Source organism: Pseudomonas muyukensis (genome assembly GCF_019139535.1).
GTDB classification, from domain to species: domain Bacteria; phylum Pseudomonadota; class Gammaproteobacteria; order Pseudomonadales; family Pseudomonadaceae; genus Aquipseudomonas; species Aquipseudomonas muyukensis.
Map to the genome: position 1 here is coordinate 1,094,999 of NZ_CP077073.1, position 18,274 is coordinate 1,113,272.

Annotated in this window: 16 protein-coding genes and 3 pseudogenes; 7 read left to right on the top strand and 12 right to left on the bottom strand. The window is 66.5% G+C overall.

What is annotated here, in order from left to right; translation table 11 throughout:
• Window position 1 precedes the first annotated feature (1 nt).
• From tatB to KSS95_RS24770, 7 genes and pseudogenes are all read left to right on the top strand, one after another.
• Window positions 2-370, top strand: coding sequence for a Sec-independent protein translocase protein TatB (tatB, locus tag KSS95_RS04970; protein ID WP_217852156.1), 369 nt, complete (start codon window positions 2-4; stop codon window positions 368-370).
• Window positions 367-1,158, top strand: coding sequence for a twin-arginine translocase subunit TatC (tatC, locus tag KSS95_RS04975; protein ID WP_217852158.1), 792 nt, complete (start codon window positions 367-369; stop codon window positions 1,156-1,158). Before tatB ends, tatC begins: the two co-directional genes overlap by 4 nt.
• Window positions 1,155-1,862, top strand: a complete 708-nt coding sequence (locus KSS95_RS04980) for a 16S rRNA (uracil(1498)-N(3))-methyltransferase (RefSeq protein WP_217852160.1) — start codon at window positions 1,155-1,157, stop codon at window positions 1,860-1,862. The genes tatC and KSS95_RS04980 overlap by 4 nt, the downstream gene beginning before the upstream one ends.
• 100 nt (window positions 1,863-1,962) lie before the next feature.
• A pseudogene (locus tag KSS95_RS24755) lies at window positions 1,963-3,024 on the top strand (methyl-accepting chemotaxis protein); the annotation flags it as partial.
• 141 nt (window positions 3,025-3,165) lie between these two features.
• Window positions 3,166-3,879 (top strand): methyl-accepting chemotaxis protein, encoded by a 714-nt coding sequence (locus KSS95_RS24760; protein ID WP_437179600.1) that lies wholly within the window; start codon window positions 3,166-3,168, stop codon window positions 3,877-3,879.
• Between the two features lie 156 nt (window positions 3,880-4,035).
• A pseudogene (locus KSS95_RS24765) lies at window positions 4,036-5,124 on the top strand (methyl-accepting chemotaxis protein); the annotation flags it as partial.
• A pseudogene (locus KSS95_RS24770) lies at window positions 5,116-5,845 on the top strand (methyl-accepting chemotaxis protein); the annotation flags it as partial. The pseudogenes KSS95_RS24765 and KSS95_RS24770, both read left to right, overlap by 9 nt.
• Window positions 5,846-6,170: 325 nt before the next feature.
• Here KSS95_RS24770 and KSS95_RS04995 read toward each other — a convergent pair.
• The 12 genes from KSS95_RS04995 to KSS95_RS05050 all read right to left on the bottom strand — a co-directional run bounded on the left by KSS95_RS04995 (window position 6,171) and on the right by KSS95_RS05050 (window position 18,042).
• Window positions 6,171-6,785: a TetR/AcrR family transcriptional regulator gene (locus tag KSS95_RS04995; protein WP_217852165.1), complete on the bottom strand. Its 615-nt coding sequence runs from the start codon at window positions 6,783-6,785 to the stop codon at window positions 6,171-6,173.
• A 4-nt stretch (window positions 6,786-6,789) separates the two neighbouring features.
• Window positions 6,790-8,454 (bottom strand): class II poly(R)-hydroxyalkanoic acid synthase, encoded by a 1,665-nt coding sequence (gene phaC / locus KSS95_RS05000; RefSeq protein WP_217852167.1) that lies wholly within the window; start codon window positions 8,452-8,454, stop codon window positions 6,790-6,792.
• A gap of 63 nt (window positions 8,455-8,517) precedes the next feature.
• A complete protein-coding gene (gene phaZ / locus KSS95_RS05005; RefSeq protein WP_217852169.1) occupies window positions 8,518-9,369 on the bottom strand; it encodes a poly(3-hydroxyalkanoate) depolymerase in 852 nt (283 codons plus the stop codon).
• A gap of 62 nt (window positions 9,370-9,431) precedes the next feature.
• On the bottom strand, window positions 9,432-11,111 hold the full coding sequence (gene phaC / locus KSS95_RS05010; RefSeq protein ID WP_217852171.1) for a class II poly(R)-hydroxyalkanoic acid synthase: 1,680 nt from the start codon (window positions 11,109-11,111) through the stop codon (window positions 9,432-9,434).
• A 336-nt stretch (window positions 11,112-11,447) separates the two neighbouring features.
• Entirely contained in the window at window positions 11,448-11,825 is a 378-nt protein-coding gene (locus tag KSS95_RS05015; protein WP_217852172.1) for a gamma-butyrobetaine hydroxylase family protein, read from the bottom strand.
• Window positions 11,826-11,983: 158 nt separating this feature from the next.
• On the bottom strand, window positions 11,984-13,327 hold the full coding sequence (gene hslU / locus KSS95_RS05020) for an ATP-dependent protease ATPase subunit HslU (protein ID WP_217852173.1): 1,344 nt from the start codon (window positions 13,325-13,327) through the stop codon (window positions 11,984-11,986).
• 76 nt (window positions 13,328-13,403) lie between these two features.
• A complete protein-coding gene (gene hslV, locus KSS95_RS05025) occupies window positions 13,404-13,934 on the bottom strand; it encodes an ATP-dependent protease subunit HslV (RefSeq protein ID WP_217852175.1) in 531 nt (176 codons plus the stop codon).
• Between the two features lie 256 nt (window positions 13,935-14,190).
• Entirely contained in the window at window positions 14,191-15,462 is a 1,272-nt protein-coding gene (locus KSS95_RS05030; protein ID WP_217852177.1) for a dihydroorotase, read from the bottom strand.
• Window positions 15,459-16,463, bottom strand: coding sequence for an aspartate carbamoyltransferase catalytic subunit (locus tag KSS95_RS05035; RefSeq protein WP_038706925.1), 1,005 nt, complete (start codon window positions 16,461-16,463; stop codon window positions 15,459-15,461). The genes KSS95_RS05030 and KSS95_RS05035 overlap by 4 nt, the downstream gene beginning before the upstream one ends.
• Window positions 16,464-16,475: 12 nt before the next feature.
• Complete coding sequence (pyrR, locus tag KSS95_RS05040) at window positions 16,476-16,994, bottom strand: bifunctional pyr operon transcriptional regulator/uracil phosphoribosyltransferase PyrR (protein WP_217852179.1); 519 nt, start codon at window positions 16,992-16,994, stop codon at window positions 16,476-16,478.
• Between the two features lie 53 nt (window positions 16,995-17,047).
• A complete protein-coding gene (gene ruvX / locus KSS95_RS05045; protein ID WP_028688357.1) occupies window positions 17,048-17,473 on the bottom strand; it encodes a Holliday junction resolvase RuvX in 426 nt (141 codons plus the stop codon).
• Window positions 17,473-18,042, bottom strand: a complete 570-nt coding sequence (locus KSS95_RS05050; protein ID WP_217852181.1) for a YqgE/AlgH family protein — start codon at window positions 18,040-18,042, stop codon at window positions 17,473-17,475. Before KSS95_RS05050 ends, ruvX begins: the two co-directional genes overlap by 1 nt.
• Window positions 18,043-18,274 lie beyond the last annotated feature (232 nt).

Here is an 18,274-nt window from a genome sequence, read left to right on the forward strand (position 1 = left end):
CATGTTCGGCATCAGTTTCAGCGAGCTGCTGCTGGTCGGCCTGGTCGCCCTGCTGGTGCTCGGCCCCGAGCGCCTGCCGGGGGCCGCGCGCACCGCCGGGCTGTGGATCGGCCGCCTCAAGCGCAGCTTCAATGCGATCAAGATGGAGGTCGAGCGCGAGATCGGCGCCGACGACATCCGCCGCCAGCTGCATAACGAGCATATCCTGCAGATGGAACAGGAGGCCAAGCGCATCCTCAACCCTCTGGCGCCGCCCGCTCAGCCCCCGGCCAGCACCGAGACGCCCGCCACGCCTGCCGCCCAGGCCGCCCCCGCGCAGCCCGCCGCAGCGCCACCCTCCGAACCGCCACCACCGCCGCGAGCCCCATGAGCGAGAATCCGGAACATGACCAGCCGATGCCGCTGGTCTCGCACCTGACCGAACTGCGCACCCGCCTGCTGCGTTGTGTCGCCGCCATTTTCCTGATCTTCGCCGGGCTGTTCTCCTTCGCCCAGCAGATCTACACCCTGGTCTCGGCGCCGCTGCGCGCGCACTTGCCGGCCAATGCGACGATGATCGCCACCGACGTGGCCTCGCCGTTCCTGACGCCGTTCAAGTTGACCATGATCGTCTCGCTGTTCCTGGCGATCCCGTTCATCCTCCAGCAGATCTGGGGTTTCATCGCCCCGGGCCTGTACCGCCACGAAAAACGCATCGCCATTCCATTGCTGGTGTCGAGCATCTTCCTGTTCTACGCCGGCATGGCCTTCGCCTACTTCCTGGTGTTCCCGCTGATCTTCGGCTTCTTCGCCAGTGCCACCCCCGAGGGCGTGTCGATGATGACCGACATCGCCAGCTACCTGGACTTCGTCATGACCCTGTTCTTCGCCTTCGGGGTCGCCTTCGAGATCCCGGTGGCGGTGGTGCTGCTGGTGTGGATCGGCGTGGTCGATGTGCAGTACCTGAAGAAGATCCGCCCGTACGTGATTATCGGCTGCTTCGTGGTCGGCATGATCCTCACGCCGCCGGATATCTTCTCGCAGACCCTGCTGGCGGTGCCAATGTGGATGCTGTTCGAGGTCGGCGTGCTGTGCGGTAGCCTGATTCGCAAGCGCAGCCACGCGCCCGAGCAAGCCGGCAACGATCATGACGACCAGCCGCCAGCGACCCTATCGTGAACCTGTTGCTCCTCGAAGAGGCCGACTTCGTCGCGGCCGACCGCGTCGTCCTGGCTGATCGGCGCTTCACCCACATGCAGGAGATCCACCGCGTGGCGGTGGGCGACAGCCTGCGCGTAGGGCGCATCGGCGGGTTGATGGGCAAGGCCGAGGTGGTGCGCCTGGAAGGCCATGAAGCCGAATTGCAGGTGGCCTTCGACCAGGCGCCACCGGCCAAGCTGCCGCTGACCCTGGTACTGGCCGTGCCGCGGCCGAAAATGCTGCGCCGGCTGTTTCAGACGGTCGCCACCCTGGGCGTGCCGCGGCTGATCCTGGTCAACAGCTACAAGGTGGAAAAGAGCTTCTGGCAGACGCCGTTCCTCAACCCCGAGAGCATCCGCGAAAACCTGATCCTTGGCCTTGAGCAGGCGCGTGACACGGTGCTGCCTGAGGTGATCATCGAGAAGCGCTTCAAGCCGTTCGTCGAGGACCGCCTGCCCGCCATCGCCGCCGGCACCCTTGGCCTGGTCGGCCACCCGGGGCCTTACCCGGCGTGCCCGCGCGCCGTGGCGCAAGCGGTGACCCTGGCCATCGGCCCGGAGGGTGGCTGGATCCCCTATGAAGTCGACCTGCTGGGCAAGGCCGGGCTGGCGCCGGTGCAGCTAGGCGAGCGAATCCTGCGAGTGGAAACGGCGGTGACCGCCTTGCTTTCGCGAATTTTCTGACGGACGGGTCAGCTTTTTTCCCATCAAGTTTCCCCGACGTGCGCCGATGGCCTGTGCAAGAAAACAATAATCTGCACTGCCACGCGTCGGGGAGTCGTCTATGTACCGTTGGTTCGCCCAGTCTCTGGGAAATATAAGCGTCAACCGCAAGCTGGGGGTAGGTTTCGGCCTGGTCCTGCTGCTCACCCTTGCCATCACCTTCACCGGCTGGCTGGGCCTGGACAGCGTGACCAGCCGTGGCGACAAGCTCGGCAACATCTCGGTGATCCACCAGTACACCCAGGACCTGCGCATCGCCCGCCAGCACTACGAGCGTAACCGCGACCAGGCTGGCGTCAGCGAGTTGGAGAAGGCCCTGGCCAACCTCGAGCGCCAGGTGCAGTTCATGCTTGGCCAGATCGAGCTGCCGGCCGACCGCCAGCGCCTCGAGCAGCAGCGCGATGCCGTGCGCCAGTACCAGCAGGCGTTCAACGACCTCAAGCAGGCCGACCAGCGCCGCAATGCCAGCCGCCAGGTGCTCGGCGACAGCGCCGACAAGGCCGCCGAGTTGATCGGCAAGGTTCAGCAGCGCCTGCTGCAGGCCGGCGATATCGGCCAATACCAGCCTGCCGTCGAAGTCAGCGCGCAGTTGCAGCAGGCACGCTTCCAGGTGCGTGGCTACACCTACAGCGGCAAGGCCGAGTTCCAGCAGACCGCGTTGCAAGCCATCGACCAGGCGCTGACCGTGCTCAAGGCGCTGCCCGCCAGGCTCCCCGCCGAATATGCCGCCAGCCTCGACGATGCCGCTGGCGCCCTGGCCGCCTACCGTGACGCGGTACTTCAGGTTGGCACCGCGCAGACCGCCAGCGAGCAGGCCCTGGCCACGATGGGCGCCCAGGGCACCGTGTTGCTGGACACCAGCCTGCAAATGAGCGCGTCGCAGACCCAGGTTCGCGACCAGGGCACCCAGCAAGCCAAGACCCTGCTCGCCGGTGCCACCGCCCTGGCGCTGCTGCTCGGCGTGCTGGCCGCCTTCGCCATCACCCGGCAGATCATCGTGCCGTTGCGCCAGACCCTCGCCGCCGCCGAGCGCGTGGCTGGCGGCGACTTGCGCCTGGACCTCAAGGCCGAGCGCCGCGACGAGCTGGGCCAGTTGCAGGCGAGCATGCAACGCATGGCCCAGAGCCTGCGCGAGCTGATCGGCGGCATCGGCGATGGTGTCACGCAGATTGCCAGCGCGGCCGAGGAGCTGTCGGCGGTGACCGAGCAGACCAGCGCCGGGGTCAACAACCAGAAGGTCGAGACCGACCAGGTGGCCACCGCCATGAACGAGATGGCTGCCACCGTGCAGGAAGTGGCGCGCAATGCCGAGCAAGCCTCGGAGGCGGCGCTGGCGGCTGACCAGCAGGCCCGTGAGGGCGACAAGGTGGTCGGCCAGGCCATCGCCCAGATCGAGCGCTTGGCCAGCGAAGTGGTGAACTCCAGCGAGGCGATGAACCAGCTCAAGGCTGAAAGCGACAAGATCGGCAGTGTGCTCGACGTGATCAAGGCGGTGGCCCAGCAGACCAACCTGCTGGCACTGAACGCCGCCATCGAGGCGGCCCGGGCCGGCGAGGCCGGGCGCGGCTTCGCCGTGGTCGCCGACGAGGTGCGCAGCCTGGCCCAGCGCACCCAGCAGTCCACCGAGGAAATCGAGGAACTGATCGCCGGCCTGCAAAGCGGCACCGAGCGGGTGGCCAACGTCATGGACAGCAGCCGCGCGCTGACCGACAGCAGCGTCGAACTGACCCGCCGCGCCGGCGGTTCGCTGGCCACCATCACCCACACCGTGTCGTCGATCCAGGCGATGAACCAGCAGATCGCCACCGCCGCCGAGCAGCAGAGCGCGGTGGCCGAGGAGATCAACCGCAGCGTGATGAACGTGCGCGATATCTCCGACCAGACCTCGGCGGCCAGCGAGGAAACCGCCAGCTCCAGCGTCGAGCTCGCGCGCCTGGGCACACACTTGCAAGGCTTGGTCGGGCGCTTCCGCCTGTAAACCGCGGCGTTGTGGGCTGCAGGAATTTTCCTTCATCCCACAACGACTCTTCCTACCTGAATTACAGGCCCCGTCCGGCAGCTTCTCTGCCGATGAGCGATGACCATAGCGGCAAAGTGCCGCTATGGCCTTCTCTCACCTGGACGGAGACCTGTCATGTTCGCTTACCTCGACCGCAAGCTCGGCAACCTGAAGGTCGGGCACAAGCTCGCCCTCGGTTTTGCCGTGGTATTGCTGCTGACCCTGGCCACCACGGTCAGCGGCTGGCGCGCGCTGGACGGTGCCATCGGCCGCTCGGAGCAGCTCAGTGAAATCGGCGCGATCAACGACCTGACCAAGGACCTGCGCGCCGAACGCATCACCTACCGCGTGCTCAACGACGACACCAGTCGCACCCGCATCACCCGTATCCTCGACCAGTTGCAAAGCCGCATGACCACCTTGCAGCAACGCTCCCATGTCGAGGAATCGCGCGAGATGCTGACCCAGAAGCTGCAATTGCTGCAGCGCCTGCAAGAGGACTTCGCCGCCTTGCAGCGGGCAGTCGACAGCCGTCAGGGCCTGCGCACGGCGATGCTGGAACAGGCCGGCACGCTGGAAAAGGTCATCGACGAACTGCAAACCCAGGCCCTGCTGAAAATGCCCGGCGACGGTCAGCAAGGCAGCGTGGTCGGGCTCATGGACAACCTCAGCCGGCATGTCGAAAGCGCCAACCAGCAGAGCCAGGTGCCGGCGTATACCTTTTCTCCCCGCGACAGTTTCGCCACGGTTGGCGATGCTGCGCTGGACGCCGCCGACACCAGCCTGGAACAACTGCTCAGAGGCGTGGCGCCGCTGGGCCTTGCGCGTACGCTGATGGAGCGCCCGGGGGCGGAACTGGCCCGTTACCGCGATAACCTGCAGCGCTACCGGGGCGCCGCGCTGCAAGTCGAGCAGTTGCAGGACAACATGGAGAAGATGGGCGAGGAATTGCGCGCCGTCAGTATCGAGTTGGGGCAGCGCAAGGTCGAGCAGCGTGACAGTGAAGCCCTGGCCGCCCGCTCGTTGCTCACCAGCGTGGCGGTACTGGCCTTGCTGGTGGGCGTGTTGGCCGCCTGGCTGATCACCGGGCAGATCACCCGGCCCTTGCACCAGACCTTGGCCCAGGCTTCGCGCATCGCCCGCGGCGACCTCAGCCAGGTGGACACGGTCGCGCGTCGTGACGAGATGGGCCAATTGCAGACCAGCATGCGGGAAATGACCTTGAGCCTGCGCGAGCTGCTCGGCGGCATCGACCAGGGCGTCGGCCACCTGTCCCGGGCCGCCGCGGAGCTGGCCACGTCCAGCGTCGACACCCGCGAGCGGATCAACCAGCAGCGTGAAGAAACCGACCAGGTGGCCACGGCGATGAACCAGATGAGCGCCACGGTGCAGGAGGTGGCGCAAAATGCCGAGCAGGCGTCGATGGCCGCCACCACCGCCGACAGCCAGGCGCAGTTGGGCGACCAGGTGGTGGCCGAGGCTATCTCGCGCATCGAGCAACTGGCCGGGCAGATGGACCATTGCCGCGACGCGATGGGCCATCTGTCGGGCGAGAGCCAGCGGATCGGCTCGATCCTCGATGTGATCAAGTCGGTATCGGAGCAGACCAACCTGCTGGCGCTCAACGCCGCCATCGAGGCGGCGCGGGCCGGTGAGGCCGGGCGGGGCTTCGCCGTGGTCGCCGACGAGGTGCGCGGGCTGGCCCAGCGTACGCAGCAGTCGACCGAGGAAATCGAGCAACTGATCGACAACCTGCATCGCGGTACCGACGAGGTGACCCGCTTGCTCGACAACAGCAAGGACCTCACCAGCAAGAGCGTCGAGCTCAGCCGCAAGGCCGGCGACGCGCTGGGGCAGATCACCGCGACGGTGTCGACCATCCAGGGCATGAACCAACAGATCGCCACGGCCAGCGAGCAACAGAGCGTGGTGGCCGAGCAGATCAACCGCAGCGTGATCAATGTGCGCGATGTGTCCGATCGAACCAGCGTGGCCAGTGAGCAGACAGCGGTGTCCAGTGGCGAGCTGGAGCAGTTGGGGCAGCAACTGCGCGCGATGGTGGGTCGGTTCAGCCTGTGATGGCCGCATGGCGCCGCGGTGATTGGCAGCGCCTGATCTGGCACTCGGCCTTGTAGGAGCCAGCCTTGCTGGCGAACCAGACGCCGCGGTGGATGGCACCGGCTATGCCGGTGTTCGCCGGCAAGCCGGCTCCTACGCGGTCTGCGACCTGCCAGCCTTGCTGGCGAACCAGGCGCCGCGAAGGCTGCCTGCTACGCCTCCAGGTAGCGCATGGCCAGTTGCTCCGCGGCCTTGCGCGCCGGAGCGTGCAGGTGCGGCGCCACCAGCATCATCACCTGGTACACCACCACCCCCACGTCACCCTCGCGGCCCAGCACCCGCTGGTAATCCAGCGAGCACATCAGGGTCAGGGTGATCTGTTCCACCAACTGCCCCAGCGCCTGGGTCTCGCTGGTCACCTGGCCCTGGCCCTTGAGGCTGGCCAGCAGCGCGGCGAGGGTGCGCTTGAGCGCGTTGATCAGGCTGCGCATGCCGCGGGCCAGCTTGGGCAGGCGCCCGGTGAGGTTGGACAGGTCCTGGAACAGGAAGCGGTACTGCGCCATGCGCTCGACGATCAGGTGCAGGAACAGCCAGTAGTCCTCGGCGTCCAGGCGCACGTCCAGCGGCGGATCGAGCAGCGGCATCAACTGCTCCTCGAAGCGTTCGAACAGGCCGATCACCAGCGGCTCCTTGCCGTGGAAGTGGTAGTACAGGTTGCCGGGGCTTATGCCCAGTTCATTGGCGATCTCCAGGGTCGACACATTCGGCTCGCCCTGGCGATTGAACAGTTGCAAGGCACATTCGAGGATACGGTCGCGGGTCTTCATCCGGTCAGCGGGCCAGTACGTAGGTGCCTGGCGCGGGGCCCAGCGGTGGATAGGTGGCGTTGCCCAACTCGGGGCGTGGCGCCTTGAGCGTGCCGGAGCGCTGGCTGATCCACTCCAGCCACAGCGGCCACCAGCTGCCGTCGCGGCGCTCGGCGTCGTGGAACCAGGCGCGCGGGTCGCTGGAGAGCTTGGGGTTGTGCAGGTAGTAGGCCTTGGGGTTGCCGGGCGGGTTGATGATGCTCTGGATATGCCCGCTGTTGGCCAGGATGAAGCGGCGCTCGCCGCCCAGCAGCAGGGCCGAGCGGTATACCGCGTCCCACGGGGTGATATGGTCGTTGCTGCCGGCCACGGTGAAGCTGTCCAGGGCGACCTGCTTGAGGTCGATCGGCGTGCCGCACACCTCGAGCCCGGCTGGGAAAGTCAGCGGGTTGAGCTTGAAGAAGTCCAGCAGGTCGCCGTGCAAGGCCGCCGGCAGGCGGGTGTTGTCGGCGTTCCAGTAGAGGATGTCGAAGGCCGGTGGGGTCTTGCCCATCAGGTAGTTGTTGACCCAGTAGTTCCAGATCAGGTCGTTGGGCCGCATCCAGGCAAAGATCCGTGCCACCTCGCCGCCGTCCAGCACGCCGCGCTGGTAGGAGCGGCGCTTGGCCGCCTCGATGGTCTGCTCGTCGGCGAACAGGCTGGCGGGGCTGTCGAACTGGCTGTCGAGCAAGCTCACCAGGTAGGTGGCGCTGCGCACCTTGCGCAGTTGCTTCTTCGCCTGCAAGTGGCCTTGCAGCGCGGCCATGGTCAAGCCACCCGCACAGGCGCCCATCAGGTTGGGGTCGCGACTGGCGCTGATGCTGCGACAGGCGTTGAGCGCCTCTTCCAGGGCCTGTACATAGCTCGACAGCCCCCATTCGCGGTGGCGCGGGTCGGGGTTGCGCCAGCTGACCATGAACACCTGCAAGCCCTGCTTGAGCATGTACTGGACAAAGCTGTTGGTCGGGCCGAGGTCGAAGATGTAGAACTTGTTGATCTGTGGCGGCACCACCAGCAGCGGGCGGGCGTATTGCTTCTCGCTCATGGGCTTGTACTGGATCAGCTCCAGCAACTCGTTGCGAAACACCACCGCGCCGGGGCTGGCGGCCAGGTTGCCGCCAACCTCGAAGGCGCGCTCGTCCACCTGGCGCGGCAGGCCGTCGTTGTGGCGCAAGTCGTCGAGCAGATGGCTGGCGCCGCGCAGCAGGCTCTGCCCGCCGCTGTTGAACAGCTCCTTGATCGCCAGCGGGTTGAGCAGCGAGTTGCTGGGCGACACGGCATCGCTGAGCAGGTTGAACAGAAACTGCGCGCGGGCGCGGTCGTCGTCGCCCAGGCTGCTTTCCTCGATCCACTGGCGGGTCTGCCGCTGCCAGGCCAGGTAGGCTTGCAGGCCACGGCGGTAGAGCGGGTTGTGGTGCCAGGTCGGGTCGCTGAAGCGGCTGTCCCGCGGATGCGGCTGCAGCGAGGAGTCGCCAATCAGCACCCGGCCCAACTGGCCGCCCAGGCTCAGCAGGTGATGCGCGGTGTGCAGCGGGTTGCGCAGGCTGATCCGGCCGACCTGGCGCAGGGTCGAGATCAGGTCACGACCGCGCAGGCCGGTGATGGCGTTCTGCACGTTCATGCTGGTGGCGGGCACCGGTTTGTCTTTCATGCCAACACTCCATCGTTTAGCAATCGGGCCGATCACGGGGCAAGCCGGCCCCACGCCAGCGCCTCAGGTGCCCGCAGCGGGCCTTGGGTGCATGACCGCGCGTTGGCGCTCCTGCTGGAGGAACTTCATGATGATCGGGGCGACGGCCTCGGCCCGGGTGATCAGGAACAGGTGGCCGTCGTCGATTATGTGTAGCTGGGCATTGGGAATTCGCCAGGCCAGCAGGCGCATGTTGATCAGCGGGATCAGCGGATCGTCGTCGCCGGCCAGCACCAGGGTCGGCTGGTGGATCTTGTGCAGCCAATGGATGCTGGTCCAGCCCAGGCCGGCGAACAGTTGCCAGTAGTAGCCCAGCTTGCCGCCGGAGCGCACCTTCGAGGCATGGTGCATGGCCAGGTCAGGGTCGCGGCGAAAGCCACCGCCGTAGATCAGCGGGGCGATGCGGATCACGTGGGACGGCTGGATATAGCGCCGAGGGCTGGCCATCATCCACAGCACCTTGGGTTTGCCCGGCACCATCACCGCGCCGGCGGCGGTGGCGGCCAGCACCAGCTTCTTGCAGCGCTCGGGGTAGTCGTGGGCGAACTGCTGGGCCAGGGCGCCGCCCCAGGACACACCGATGACATTGACCTGGCCGTAGTCCAGGTAGTCGAGCATGCGCGCGGTCAGCTTGGCCAGGCCAGCAAAGCGGTAGGGGTGGCGCGGCGTGGACGAGCCGCCGACCCCGGGCACGTCGAAGGCGATGACCTCCAGGTCCGGGTCCAGGGCCTCAATGAACGGGAACACCAGTTCGAGGTTGGCGCCGATGCCGTTGAAGATCAGCAGCGGCGTCAGGTGTGGCTTGCCCGGGCGGACCGCAGTGCGGATGGACTGCTGGTCCAGCTCGACGGTCCTGAAAATGTACGGTTCCGGCATGCGCGTGACTCTGGGGTGAAAGTAGCGCCGCGCGGGGCCGGTAGGCTGCGCGGCGGTTCAGCTCAACGTTCGTGGACGTAGGTGCCGGGTGCGGCTTCGCCTGCGCCATAGGCGCGATTGCCCAGCCGTACCGGCGCCTTCTTCAGCTCGCCAGCGCGCTCGCCCAGCCAGGCTTGCCAGTGCAGCCACCAGGAATCGGCGTGCTTGACCGCGTTCTCCTGCCAGGCCAGCGGGTCGTCGGGGCGGTCCTCGCCGGTCATGAAGCGCGCCTTGGGGTTGCCAGGTGGGTTGAGGATGCTCTGGATGTGCCCGCTGTTGGACAGCACGAACTCGATCTTGCCGCCGAACAGGTGCGCCGAGCGGTAGCACGACTGCCACGGGGTGATGTGGTCGGCCGTGCCGGCGACGCTGTAGATATCGCAGTCGACCTGTTTCAGGTCGATGGCGGTGCCGCATACCTCCAGGGCCTGCGAGCGGGTCAGCGGGTTGTTCTTGAACATCTCGATCAGGTCGCCATGGAAGGCGGCCGGCAGGCGGGTGGTGTCGTTGTTCCAGAACAGGATGTCGAACACCGGCGGCTCGTTGCCCAGCAGGTAGTTGTTGACCCAGTAGTTCCAGATCAGGTCGTTGGGGCGCATCCAGGCGAACACCTTGGCCATGTCGCTGCCTTCGAGCACCCCGGCCTGGTAGGAGTGGCGCTTGGCCGCCTCGAGGGTCTGCTCGTCGACGAACAGCGCCACCTGGGTGTCGACCGTGGTGTCGAGCACGCTGACCAGCAGGGTCAGGGCGTTGACCTTTTTCTCGCCCAGCGCGGCGTAATGGCCCACCAGCGCGGTGCAGGTGATGCCGCCGGAGCAGGCGCCGAGCATGTTCAGGTCCTTGCTGCCGGTGATCGCCAGCACCGCGTCGACCGCTTCCTTGAGGGCATCGATGTAGGTGGACAGGCCCCACTCGCGCTGGGCCTTGGTCGGGTTGCGCCAGCTGATGATGAAGGTCTGTTGCTGCGAACGCAGGCAGAAGCGTGCCAGGCTCTTCTCCGGGCTCAGGTCGAAGACGTAGAACTTGTTGATCTGCGGCGGCACCACCAGCAGCGGGCGGCTGTGCACCTGCTCGGTGATGGGCTTGTACTGGATCAGTTCCAGCACATCGTTGCGGTACACCACCGAGCCTTCACTGGTGCCCAGGTTCTTGCCCACTTCGAAGGCTTCCATGTTGACCTGGCTGGGCATGCCGCCATTGTTGACCATGTCCTTGGCCAGGTGGGACAGGCCATCGAGCAGGCTCTTGCCGCCGGTTTCGAAGAAGCGCTTGATCGCCGCGGGGTTGGACAGGGTGTTGGTGGGCGCCATGGCCTCGGTCAGCAGGTTGATGACGAACTGGCCGCGGCTGATGTCCTGCGCCGACAGGTCGCTGCTGCCGATCCAGTCGTTGAGCTCCTTGCGCCAGGCCAGGTAGGTCTGCAGGTAGCGGCGATACAGGGGGTTCTGGCTCCAGGCCGGGTCGCTGAAGCGACGGTCGTCGCCCTCCGGTTGCAGGGCCGACTTGCCCAGCAGCACGTTTTTCAGTTCCAGGCCGAAATGCGCCACGTGGCGGGCGCTGTGCAACGGCTGGCGAACGGCCTGGCGCAGCACCGTGCGCGCCGAGGTCAGCAGGTCCTTGCGGCGAATGCCGATGACCGGATTGAGCCCCAGGGTGTTTTCCGAGGCCTGCCGCTGCAACTCATCGTTGTTCTTGTTACTCATCTACGACGCTCCGTTGTCCTGAGACGAGTACCGGCGTGCTGTGACAGCCCGGTACTGCTACTCGGGTGACCAGTGATAAGGAACAGCGGTGCTGCGACCGGATGCGTGGCGCTGATGAGCTGCGGGGGTTGGTGCGTATGAAGACAACCTGCTTTCGCTCGCGACCTGTACATACCGGCCTGGCCCTGCCTGCGTGGAACACAATGCAGGGAACTTGCCAGCCCCATTGGTTACCCGACTTTCGTGTAATGCGCAAGACAGCCAGTCATTGGCTGCCATTGAGGCATTCAAGCAGATGAGATTAGAAAATGCGCTCTAAAGCCTGGCGGCCTTGCGCTAGAGCATGAGTTTAACCACGGATTCGGATGGGTCGCGGGATTTGCCGGCCTTGTGCAGTTCATCAAGGTATTCGGCCCACAGCTGTTCCTGGCGCAGGCACAGTTGCTCGAGGTACTCCCAGGTGAACAATCCTGAGTCATGGCCGTCGTCGAAGGTCAGTTTCAGTGCGTACTGACCGGCCGGCTCCAGGCCGCTCAGGCCGACGTTGATCTTGCCGAACTGCAGGATCGGGTTGCCGTGGCCCTGGACCTCGGCGGACGGGGAGTGCACGCGCAGGAATTCGGCGGGCAGGTGGTAGACCTCGCCGGGGGCGTAGCTGAGGGTGAGGGTCTTGGAGGCTTTGTGCAGGTTGATGGCGGTGGGCAGGCGGGCCATGGGCGAATCTCTCTTTGGCTTCAAGCTGCAAGCTTCGAGTGATTCCAGGCATTGTGCAAGGGGGCTGCTGTGCAGCCCTTTCGCGACACAAGGCCGCTCCTACAGGGAAGCGCGCTCCTCTGTATCGCGAAAGGGCCGCAAAGCGGCCCCCGGCGGTCTTACAGGATGTAACGCGACAGGTCTTCGTTTTGCGCCAGCTCGCCCAGGTGGCTGTTCACGTAGGCCGCGTCGATGTTGATCGGCGTTTCTTCGTGGGCGCTGGCCAGGTCGCCGGCGCTGAACGACACCTCTTCGAGCAGGCGCTCGAGCAGGGTGTGCAGGCGACGGGCACCGATGTTCTCGGTTTTCTCGTTGACCTGATAGGCGATCTCGGCCAGGCGCTTGAGGCCCTCGTCGGCGAACTCGATGTGCAGGCCTTCGGTCTTGAGCAGCTCGCGGTACTGTTCGGTCAGCGAGGCGTGCGGCTCCTTGAGGATGCGCTCGAAGTCTTCCGGGGTCAGGGCCTTGAGCTCGACACGGATCGGCAGGCGGCCTTGCAGCTCGGGCACCAGGTCGCTCGGCTTGCTCAGGTGGAACGCGCCGGAGGCGATGAACAGGATATGGTCGGTCTTGACCATGCCCAGCTTGGTATTGACGGTGCAGCCTTCGATCAGCGGCAGCAGGTCGCGCTGTACGCCTTCACGGGAGACATCGGCGCCGCCGACGTTGCCGCGCTTGGCCACCTTGTCGATCTCGTCGATGAACACGATGCCGTGCTGCTCGACCGCTTCCAGGGCCTTGGCCTTGAGGTCTTCGTCGTTGACCAGGCGGCTGGCTTCTTCGTCGCGGACCATCTTCAGGGCATCCTTGACCTTCAGCTTGCGCGCCTTGCGCTTGCCCTTGCCCATGTTGGCGAACAGGCTCTGCAGCTGGTTGGTCATCTCTTCCATGCCGGGCGGCGCGGCGATCTCGACGCCCACGGCATCGGCGACTTCGATCTCGATTTCCTTGTCGTCCAGCTGGCCTTCGCGCAGGCGCTTGCGGAACAGCTGGCGGGTGTTGGAGTCGCTGCTCGACTGCTGGGCTTCCTCGCTGAAGCTGCTGACCCGCGCCTGCGGCAGCAGGGCATCGAGGATGCGGTCTTCGGCGGCGTCCTCGGCGCGATGGCGCACGCGCACGATCTCCTGCTCGCGCAGCATCTTCAGCGCGGCGTCGGCCAGGTCGCGGATGATCGATTCGACATCACGGCCGACATAGCCGACTTCGGTGAACTTGGTCGCTTCGACCTTGATGAACGGTGCGTTGGCCAGCTTGGCCAGGCGCCGGGCGATTTCGGTCTTGCCGACGCCGGTGGGGCCGATCATCAGGATGTTCTTCGGGGTCACCTCGGCACGCAGCTCGGCCGGCAGCTGCATGCGCCGCCAGCGGTTGCGCAGGGCGATGGCCACGGCGCGCTTGGCGTCGTCCTGGCCGATGATGTGACGGTTGAGTTCGTGGACGATCTCGCGGGGGGTCATGGACATGATCAATGTGGTCCTCGAGCAGAGTGATTCAGCGTGGGAAGGCCTCACCGCCGGGGTGAGGCGCCAGAACAGCTGATTACTCGGCCAGGTCCTGCTCCTCGATGGTCAGGTTGTGGTTGGTGAACACGCAGATGTCGCCGGCGATGTTCAGGGCGGTCTCGGCGATTTCACGGGCCGAGAGGTCGGTCTTGTTCAGCAGGGCGCGGGCCGCGGCCTGGGCATAGGCACCACCGGAGCCCATGGCGATCAGGCCATCCTCAGGCTCGACCACGTCGCCGTTGCCGGTGATGATCAGGGACGCGTCCTTGTTGGCCACCGCCAGCATCGCTTCCAGGCGGCTCAGGGAACGGTCGGTACGCCATTCCTTGGCCAGCTCGACGGCGGCGCGCACCAGGTGCCCGGAGTGTTTCTGCAGTTGGGCCTCGAAGTGCTCGAACAGGGTGAAGGCGTCGGCGGTGGCTCCGGCGAAACCGGCGATGACCTGGCCGTTGTACAGGCGCCGGACTTTCTTGGCGTTGCCTTTCATCACGGTGTTGCCGAGGGAAACCTGGCCGTCGCCGCCCATGACGACTTTGCCGTTACGGCGGACAGAAACGATGGTAGTCAAGGGAGAGTCTCCACGCAGCGGGGCGAAAATGCCTGATGGAGAGTCATATGGGGGGAGGGGGGAAGGATTTCAACCGGGGGGGATGAATGGTTGCTACCCGTCGAGGCTGGGCATGTTCGTTGCAGGAGCGGCCTTGCGTCGCGAAAGGGCCGCAGAGCGGCCCCGGCGATTTCCGCATGATGCCGAGATCCGGGGGCCGCTACGCGGCCCTTTCGCGACACAAGGCCGCTTCTACAAGAGCGAGCTGTGAGCTTGCTCAGGCCTCGTGGCAGACGTGCCCATCGACCAAGGTATAACGCACCGCGCCCGGCAGGCAGTGGCCGATGAACGGGCAGTTCTGGCCGCGGGAGAACCACTGCTCGCCGGCCACGGTCGAGGCCTTGGCATCGAACAGCACCAGGTCCGCCGCGCCACCGACCTTCAACTCGCCGGCTGGCAGGCGCAGGGCTTGCGCTGGGCCGCTGGCCAGGCGCGCGAGCAAGGTCGGCAGGTCGAGCAGGCCGTCCTCGACCAAGGTCATGGCCAGCGGCAGCAGCAGCTCGACGCTGCTGATACCGGGCTCGGTGGCGCCGAACGGCGCCAGCTTGGCGTCGCGCTCGTGGGGCTGGTGGTGGCTGGAGATGGCCTGGATCACCCCCGACTTCACCGCTTCGCGCAGGCCGTCGCGGTCGGCGGCGGTGCGCAGCGGCGGCTGCACGTGGTACAGGCTTGAGAAGTCGCGCAGGGCCTCATCGGTGAGGATCAGCTGGTACAACGCCACGTCGGCGGTCACCGGCAGCCCCAGTTGCTGGGCCTGGGCGATCAGCCGGGCACCGCGGGCGCTGGTGATCTGGGTGAAGTGGGCGCGCACGCCGGTCTGCTCGACCAGCAGCAGGTTGCGGGCCAGGGCCACGGTCTCGGCGGTCTCGGGGATGCCGGGCAGGCCGAGGAAGCTGGCCATCGGGCCTTCGTGGGCCAGGCCGCCCTGGGCCAGGTCGCGGTCCTGGGAGTGGAACACCACGGTCAGGTCGAAGGTGGCCGCGTACTCCAGCGCACGGGCCAGGGTCCGGTGGTTGGGGATCTCCTTGAGGCCGTTGCCGAAGGCCACGCAGCCGGTGTCGCGCAGGGCCACCAGTTCGGCCAGTTGCTCGCCGTCCAGGCCCTTGGTCAGGGCGCCGATCGGGTAGACCTTGCTGTTGGCCGCTTCGCGGGCGCGGTCGAGGATCAGCTCGGCCACCGCCGAGGTGTCCAGCACCGGCTTGGTCTGCGGCGGGCAGCACAGGCTGGTGACGCCGCCGGCGACCGCGGCGCGGGTCTCGCTGGCGATGCTGCCCTTGCGGCTGTAGCCCGGTTCGCGCAGCGACACGCCGAGGTCGACCAGGCCCGGGGCGGCCACCAGGCCGTCGGCCTGGATCACGCGGCTGGCGCTGAAGCCGGCCGGGGCTGCGCCGATGGCGACAATGCGCCCGCCGTCCAGGTGCAGGTCGGTGACCTGGTCCAGGCCGCTGGCAGGATCGATGACCCGGGCGCCGATGATGCTGATGGTCACTGGGCGTTCTCCTGCTCGAATTGACGTTGCGCGTTCTGCCCGCTCATGGCCATGGACAGCACGGCCATGCGCACGGCGATGCCGTAGGTGACCTGGTTGAGGATCACCGAATGCTTGCCGTCGGCCACCGCCGACTCGATCTCGACGCCGCGGTTGATCGGCCCTGGGTGCATGACGATGGCGTCAGGCTTGGCCCCGGCCAGGCGCGCGGTGGTCAGGCCGAACAGGCGGTAGAACTCGCCCTCGCTGGGCAGCAGGCCGCCGGCCATGCGTTCGCGCTGCAGGCGCAGCATGATCACCACGTCGACGTCCTTCAGGCCTTCGGCGAGGTCGGTGTAGACCTTCACGCCGTATTGCTCGATGCCGATCGGAATCAAGGTTTTCGGGCCGATCACGCGAATGTCCGGGCAACCCAGGGCCTTGAGCGCGAGCATGTCGGAGCGGGCCACGCGCGAGTGCAGGATGTCGCCGACGATGGCTACCGACAGGTTCTCGAAGCTGCCCTTGTGCCGACGAATGGTCAGCATGTCGAGCATGCCCTGGGTCGGGTGCGCATGGCGGCCATCGCCGCCGTTGATCACCGCGACGTCCGGGCAGACGTGCTCGGCGATGAAGTGCGCGGCACCGGAGTCGGAATGGCGCACCACGAACATGTCGGCGGCCATGGCCTCGAGGTTGCGCAGGGTGTCGAACAGGGTCTCGCCCTTGCTGGTCGAGGAAGTCGACACGTTCAGGCTGATCACGTCGGCCGACAGGCGCTGGGCGGCCAGCTCGAAGGTGGTGCGGGTGCGGGTGGAGTTCTCGAAGAACACGTTGCACACGGTCTTGCCGCGCAGCAACGGGACTTTCTTCACGGCCCGGGCACCGACTTCGAGGAACGAGTCGGCGGTGTCGAGGATCTCGGTGAGCAGTTCGCGGGGCAAACCGTCGAGCGAGAGAAAATGGCGTAGCTGGCCCTGATCATTGAGCTGCAGCGGGCGCTTGGCGTCGAATGGCGTCATCGCGGGGGACTCTTAAAGGGCGGATGCAAATGCGAGGTCCTGGCGCTCGAGGGCGAGCGGCGTGGGTCCGGTCAATTTTACCCGTTCATGGGCCGCCAGGGACAGGGTGGCGCCCAGCACGTTGGGGCGAATCGGCAGTTCGCCGGCATCCAGGTCGAGCAGGCAGACCAAGGTCACGCTGGCCGGGCGGCCATAGTCGAACAGTTCGTTGAGGGCGGCGCGGATGGTACGGCCGCTCATCAGTACGTCGTCCACCAGCACCAGGTGCTGGCCTTCGATCTCGAACGGCAGCTCTGATGGGCGCACCTGCGGGTGCAGGCCGTTCTGGCTGAAGTCGTCGCGGTAGAAGGACACGTCCAGGGTGCCCAGCGGGCCCTGCTCGCCGAGTTCGGCCTGCAGCGCCTGGGCCACCCACACGCCGCCGGTGCGGATGCCGATGAAGCGTGGCTCGGCGATGGCGCGGCGGGCCAGGTGGGCGCGAAGGTCGACGGCCATCTGCCGGATCAGCTCGGCGGGATTGGGTAGGCTCATTGCGTGCTCCTCGGGAAGGCGGGCGCCGGCAGGCCGCCGGCGGCAAAGCGGATTTAAGTGTTGGCCTCCAGCCAGCCTTGCAGCAGCAGGGCCGCGGCGATGGCGTCGACCGGGTTGTCGCGATAGCTGCCGTGGCGCCCGCCCCGAGCCATTTGCTCGCCCTTGGCCTCGAAGGTGGTCAGGCGTTCGTCATGGGTGTGCACCGGCAGGTTGTAGCGGCCATGCAGGCGGCGGGCGAATTTCTCGGCGCGCTCGCTCATCTCGCTGGGCGTGCCGTCCATGTTCAGCGGCAGGCCGACGACGATGGCGTCGGGTTTCCATTCCTTGATCAGTTTTTCCACCTGGTTCCAGTCCGGCACGCCGTTCTGGGCCTTGAGCGTGCACAGCTCGCGGGCCTGGCCGGTGATGACCTGGCCGACGGCGACGCCGATCTGCCGGGTGCCGTAGTCAAAGCCCAGCAACAGGCGCAGTTCGGCCATCAGGCGTGCCCTGCCTGGCTGGTCAGCAGGCTCAGGTTGATGCCCAGGCTCTTCGCGGCCTGGGCCAGGCGCATTTCGCTGGCCATGGCGAACAGGATGTCGGCGTCGAATGGGCAGTTGAGCCAGGCGTTGTCGGCCAGCTCCGCCTCCAGTTGCCCGGCTTCCCAGCCGGCATAGCCCAGGGTGATCAGGCTCTGGCGCGGGCCGGTACCGGCGGCGATGGCGAACAGCACGTCCTGCGAGGTGGACAGTGACAGGCCCTCGAGCTCGACCGTGGCCTGGTAGCTGCAGTCGTTGCTGTGCAGTACGAAGCCGCGGTCGGTCTGCACCGGGCCGCCCTGGTAGATCGGGATGTGCAGGGTGCTGGCCGGTGGCTCCTGGTCCGGGCGCAACTGCTCGAGGATGTCGCCCAGATTCAGCTCCTGCGGGCGGTTGACCACCAGGCCCATGGCGCCGTTGGCGTTGTGCTCGACGATGTAGGTGAGGGTCTGGGCAAAGTTCGGGTCGGCCATGTGCGGCATGGCGATCAGGAACTGGTGCTTGAGGTAGCTGGGGGCGAGGGTCTTCATGAACGCTAGTGTGGCGCCAGGTGGCAAGGCTGACAAGGTGTTCGAGCGCCGCTTATGCGGCGCATCGCGGATGCATCCGCTCCTACAGGCGACGGAACGGGGGTAGCGCACACCGAGAAGTCGTGTCGTGCCAACAAGGCGGTCGGCCATGGCCTTTCAGGCATCGGTACGTTGCAAAAGATGTAGGAGCGGATTCATCCGCGATGCGCCGCGCGGGCGGCGCTCGATGTGC